Source organism: Spirochaetota bacterium (assembly GCA_040756435.1).
Lineage (GTDB): Bacteria > Spirochaetota > UBA4802 > UBA4802 > UB4802 > UBA4802.
Window position 1 is genome coordinate 1 of record JBFLZD010000102.1, and the last position, 5,430, is coordinate 5,430.

Sequence of the window (5,430 nt, forward strand, 5' to 3'; positions counted from 1 at the left end):
AAATTTGGCTTACAGTTACATCAGGAATCAGTAGATGCCATGCGCAAAACTTCGCTATTACTGAGCAGAACACAATTACAAAACTTTTGTACTGCTATCTGTCCCAGGACAGTTGCTAAAAAAATAAACACTGCACCAATCCCCATCCATTAAAAATACAAATTTACAATAATTTTAATTTTATTCTTGAACAAAAGAATATGCGTACTACATTTATATCACAGGCGAAAAAGCTCTGACACACACCCATATAGGTATTGGAGGAACGTAATGAAACCGGTTGCATTAAATGACTTCATATATTGGGTTGGCGGTATTGATTGGGATTTGCGCAATTTCCATGGCTACATGACACAACGCGGATCCACATATAACGCATATCTTATCATGGACCAAAAGATTACCCTTATTGATACTGTTAAATACTATCTTTATGATGAAATGATTGAACGCATTTCCAAAGTGGTTGATCCATCAAAGATTGATATTATCATTTCAAATCATGTTGAAATGGACCATTCGGGTGGGCTGCCTAAACTTATGGAACTGTACCCCAACGCAACGCTTATTACATCACCCAATGGCGCAAAGGGGCTTGAGGCTCATTACAAAAATAATTGGAATTACAAAGTCATGAAAACGGGCGATAGTATCTCGTTAGGGAAAACCACACTACAATTTATTTTAGAGCAGATGGTACACTGGCCCGACAACATGGCCTGCTACATGCCTGAGACTAAAATTTTATTTTCCAACGACGCTTTTGGGCAACATATAGCAACATCCGAACGCTTTGATACAGAATATCCGCTGGACATCATTATGTATGAGGCAAAAAAATACTACGCCAATATTGTATTGCCGTATGATAAACAAACTCAGAAAGTGCTTGATGCGGTAAGCACACTGGATATTGCCATGATTGCACCAAGCCATGGTATAATTTGGAAAGACCATGTAAGGGCGATAGTTACTGAGTATAAAAACTGGGCTGCCAATAAAACAAAAGAAAAAGCTTTAATCATTTATGACACTATGTGGAATTCAACAAAGATGATAGCACATGCTATCAAAAATGCCTTTGAGGAAAAAAATATTCCGGTACAGCTATATGACCTGAAAACCATTCATATTTCCGACATCATGACCGAAGTGCTTGATGCAAAGTACATCTGTGTGGGATCACCTACGCTTAATAACAATATGCTGCCAACGGTTGCCGCATTTTTAACCTACTGCAAGGGCCTTGCACCAAAGAATCGTGTTGGGCTTGCATTTGGATCATACGGATGGGGCGGACAAAGCGTTGCACAGGTAGAAGCGGTGTTACAAGAAATGGGATGGCAATTGCTTCCTTCCATCAAGGTTAATTATGTACCGGATGATCAATTGCTGGGAACTATCGCCAAGCAGGTGTTTGAAAAATTATAAATTTAAGATGACTTTTGTTATATACTTGTGTATTTTATAGTTGAACAATGAGTCCAATTTATTATTACAATGAGGACCACAATGGAACAATATAAACAATATTTAGAAGCTAAGGGGATTTCGCCATCATATCAGCGACTGAAGATTTTAGAGTATCTTGACCAGAACAGAACGCACCCAACTGTTGATGAGATTTACACTGCGCTCTTGCCACATATACCAACGCTTTCTAAAACTACCGTATATAATACCTTGAGCCTTTTTGTGCAGGAAGGCCTTGCAAGCATGCTGGTTCTTGACAACGTTGAGGCGCGGTTTGATATTACGGTTCAGCCACACGGCCATTTTACCTGCACACAGTGCGGCAGGGTATATGACCTGGATATTACCCGTTATGTCAACATGCCTGCATCAATAGATGGCCATACCATTGAACAGTATCAGATCACACTAAAAGGTATCTGTAAAGATTGCTCATCGCATTAAATAATAATTTATTCCTGATTATACTGGAAATTTTTAAAAATCTTTTTTAATAAAACGCTTGACAATTAATTGTAATTATTATAATTTTGTGATAATTACATAATACGTGGTACAATTATTTAACCAGGAAATGGATTGTAGACAATAGTCTATCAATTTCGCCGTATGTGATAGTCATGATGATACATTATATTTTAAATTTTACTTGTAATTTATTTTTTGCAGTATACCATACTACCATATTTTATATCAGGAGTAACTATGCAATTCCGTGTTAATGATATGATGTGCAATCACTGTGTAATGCATATTACAAAATCAATAAACGCAAAAGACCCTGCTGCAAAAGTGCAATGTAATGTAACCACCAAAATGGTTGTGGTCGATAGTTCTCTGGATGAATCAACTGTTATGCAGGCAATCAAAGACGCTGGTTATACACCACAGCCTGTGAAATAGACGTATGTGAATGAATGTCATCCCGGGACGAGCATAAGAGTCATCCTGGACTTTGATCCAGGATCTGTTGTGAAAGATTAGTTTCTGAATCAAGTTCAGAATGACACTGCGGGTTCTGAATCACGTTCAGAATGACGGCATTCAAAAATGTCATCCTGGAATTTGATCCAGGATCTATGGTGAAAGATTAGATTCTGAACCAAGTTCAGAATGACACGGTGGATTCTGAAACAAGTTCAGAATGACACTGCGGGTTCTGAATCACGTTCAGAATGACGGAGTAAAAAATAACGTGAATCGCAGTAATAAAATTATATCTTAAATGGAGGTCTTATTTATGGATAAAAAATACGAATGTACAGTGTGCGGATATATTTATGATCCCAAAGAAGGCGATCCCGATAACGGGATAAAACCTGGAACAGCTTTTAAAGACATTCCCGATGACTGGGTATGTCCGGTATGCGGTGCTGGCAAGGATCAGTTTGAACCAGTAGACTAAATGGTAACAATGGAAGACGGGATTTGCTTCGTTACGTTGTTTTTGGCAATGAGATGAAGGCAAAAGCCATTGGAAGGTGGTGATTTTTAAGACACCCTTTTATGTAATAATTTTATTTATAAAAATAATTTGGAGGTTTACAAATGGATGTTGTAATGCTATCACGAATTCAATTTGGATTGGCTGCCGGTGTTCATTTCATTTTCCCTTCACTTACCTTAGGGCTTACCTTACTGGTATTTCTGTTTGAATATAAATTTTACAAAACCAACGATGAGCTCTTTAAAACGATATCTTCGTTTTTTATTAAAATCTTAGGGCTTGTATTTGCATTAGGCGTTGCAACCGGCATTGTACTGGAATTTTCATTTGGCACCAATTGGGCCGAATACTCACGAATGGTTGGTGACATCTTTGGTGCACCGCTTGCCGCTGAAGGAATCTTTGCGTTCTTTCTTGAATCTGTATTTTTAGGCGTTTTGCTTTTTGCTCGCAATAAGGTTTCCAAAAAAGTTTATCTTCTTTCAGCATTTTTAGTATTCTTTGGCTCACATCTTTCTGGTTTGTGGATTATCATTGCAAATTCATGGATGCAAACACCTGCTGGTTTTGCCATTGAAGGTGGCAGGGCTGTTTTAACCAATTTCTGGGCTGCCGCACTCAATCCTTCAACGCTTGTGCGGTTTATTCATGTGATTATTGCGGGATGGATTTCGGGAAGTCTTTTTGCTGCAGGAGTTGCTGCATGGTACCTTGTTAAACAGCAACATACACAAATGGCTCAAAAAATACTTAAAACTGCCATTATTGTCTTTTGTATCATGTCACTGGTACAGTTTGCTTCAGGGCATTTACATGCAGTACAGGTAACGAATCTGCAACCTGAAAAAATGGCAACCTTTGAAGCATTATGGCAAACTCAAACAGGTGCACCCATGTCCATCATTGGCATTCCTATTGAAAGTGAAAAGAAGACTTACTTTGAAATAAAAATTCCTAAACTCTTAAGCCTGCTTGCTTACTTTGATCCCAATGCCCAGGTAAAAGGTCGTGATGCGTTCCCTGAGGATGAACTACCACCGGTTCTACTTCCCTACTTTTCATATCACGTCATGATTGGTCTTGGCTCTTTGTTTGCTTTGTTAAGCATCATTGCATTGCTTCTTTTACTGCGGAAAAAGCTCTTTGAAGCAAAATGGTTTTTATATGTGCTGATGTTTGCCATACCGCTGCCAATATTGGCCAACGAATTTGGATGGATTGCTGCTGAGGTTGGCCGCCAGCCATGGGCTGTGTATAAGGTACTGAAAACGGTTGATGCAGTATCAACGGTTGTCCCGGCAACACACGTATTGCTATCGCTTATCATATTTTCACTCATTTATCTTTTACTGGTGGTTCTTTTTATCACCATTCTTATCAAGATAATAAAGAATGGCCCACAGGCACAAACATACTAATGCAATTGGAGGTTTCACTATGGATATAAATATTTTTCAGAATATATGGTTTTTGATCATTGGATTTTTATTAACCGTTTACTCAATTTTAGATGGCTTTGATTTAGGCATAGCAAGCCTCATGCCAGTACTTACAAAAAATGAAAAAGAACAAAAGCAGGTAATGGATTCAATATGGCCTGTGTGGGATGGCAATGAAGTGTGGCTTATTACCGGCGGCGCCGCACTTTTTGCAGCATTCCCCTTTGCGTATGCTACTGTTTTTAGCGGATTTTACCTGGCATTGATGCTGGTGCTTTTTGCACTCATTTTCAGAGCAGTATCAATGGAATTCTGGTATTACGATGAAAAACGAAAGAAACTATGGGCATGGGCTTTTACTATTGGTAGCCTTTTGCCATCATTACTTTTTGGAGTTGCGCTTGGGAACATTATCTATGGAATCCCAATTGATTTAAACATGAATTTTACTGGCAGCTTTTTCACTCTGCTTAGGCCATTTCCACTTTTTATTGGTCTGTTGGGTTTATCAGCAATACTGTTACAGGGATGTACCTGGGCTGCGTATAAAATTGAAGGCGACGTTGCAAAGCGTGCAAAGGCCATGATTAATAAAATAATCCTTGCCAGTGTTTTCTTTTTCATTTTAGCGATAGTTCTTACCATTGGGCTATTGCCTTCAATTGTATCAAATCTATTTGGTTGGATTGGAGCACTTTTTTACGCAATTGCTCTGAGTTATGTATATGTATGTAACAGAGACAACAAACCATTCAATGCATTCATTGGCTCATCGGTTTCATTTGTATCACTGTGGATAATGGCAGGTGCTGCCCTTTATCCAAATTTAGTGCGAGCAACAATTGAAGCATATAACCTTACCATATTCAATGCATCATCTACAGCACTTACTTTAAAAATCATGTTCATCATTGCTCTTATTGGTATGCCTATTGTTATTGCGTATACAGTATATGTGTATAGAGTTTTTAAAGGGAAGGTTTCCTGACGCTTTTTTTGAATGTTTTTCTATTTTAGAAATTACTTATAATTTTTTCACGCAGAGGTCGCAGAGAATAAGGAGAATGATTA

Annotated in this window: 6 protein-coding genes; all 6 read left to right on the plus strand. The window is 38.2% G+C overall.

Translation table 11 applies throughout. The features are described 5' to 3' along the window. Positions 1–270 precede the first annotated feature (270 nt). The gene (locus tag AB1444_16100; GenBank protein ID MEW6528178.1) at positions 271–1,431 is read left to right on the plus strand and encodes an FprA family A-type flavoprotein; all 1,161 of its coding nucleotides are present in this window, start codon (positions 271–273) and stop codon (positions 1,429–1,431) included. 81 nt (positions 1,432–1,512) lie between these two features. Then, positions 1,513–1,917, plus strand: a complete 405-nt coding sequence (locus AB1444_16105) for a transcriptional repressor (GenBank protein ID MEW6528179.1) — start codon at positions 1,513–1,515, stop codon at positions 1,915–1,917. Between the two features lie 261 nt (positions 1,918–2,178). Beyond that, positions 2,179–2,376: a heavy-metal-associated domain-containing protein gene (locus AB1444_16110; GenBank protein ID MEW6528180.1), complete on the plus strand. Its 198-nt coding sequence runs from the start codon at positions 2,179–2,181 to the stop codon at positions 2,374–2,376. 337 nt (positions 2,377–2,713) lie between these two features. Then, entirely contained in the window at positions 2,714–2,878 is a 165-nt protein-coding gene (rd, locus tag AB1444_16115) for a rubredoxin (protein ID MEW6528181.1), read from the plus strand. A gap of 143 nt (positions 2,879–3,021) precedes the next feature. Then, complete coding sequence (locus AB1444_16120) at positions 3,022–4,338, plus strand: cytochrome ubiquinol oxidase subunit I (GenBank protein MEW6528182.1); 1,317 nt, start codon at positions 3,022–3,024, stop codon at positions 4,336–4,338. 19 nt (positions 4,339–4,357) lie between these two features. Then, on the plus strand, positions 4,358–5,347 hold the full coding sequence (cydB, locus tag AB1444_16125) for a cytochrome d ubiquinol oxidase subunit II (GenBank protein MEW6528183.1): 990 nt from the start codon (positions 4,358–4,360) through the stop codon (positions 5,345–5,347). Positions 5,348–5,430 lie beyond the last annotated feature (83 nt).

Excerpts from the sequence above, each read along its gene's own strand:
- AB1444_16100 (MEW6528178.1), top strand. The coding sequence starts at position 271 with ATGAAACCGGTTGCATTAAATGACTTCATATATTGGGTTGGCGGTATT.
- AB1444_16105 (MEW6528179.1), top strand. The coding sequence starts at position 1,513 with ATGGAACAATATAAACAATATTTAGAAGCTAAGGGGATTTCGCCATCA.
- cydB (MEW6528183.1), top strand. The coding sequence starts at position 4,358 with ATGGATATAAATATTTTTCAGAATATATGGTTTTTGATCATTGGATTT.
- AB1444_16120 (MEW6528182.1), top strand. The coding sequence starts at position 3,022 with ATGGATGTTGTAATGCTATCACGAATTCAATTTGGATTGGCTGCCGGT.
- rd (MEW6528181.1), top strand. The coding sequence starts at position 2,714 with ATGGATAAAAAATACGAATGTACAGTGTGCGGATATATTTATGATCCC.
- AB1444_16110 (MEW6528180.1), top strand. The coding sequence starts at position 2,179 with ATGCAATTCCGTGTTAATGATATGATGTGCAATCACTGTGTAATGCAT.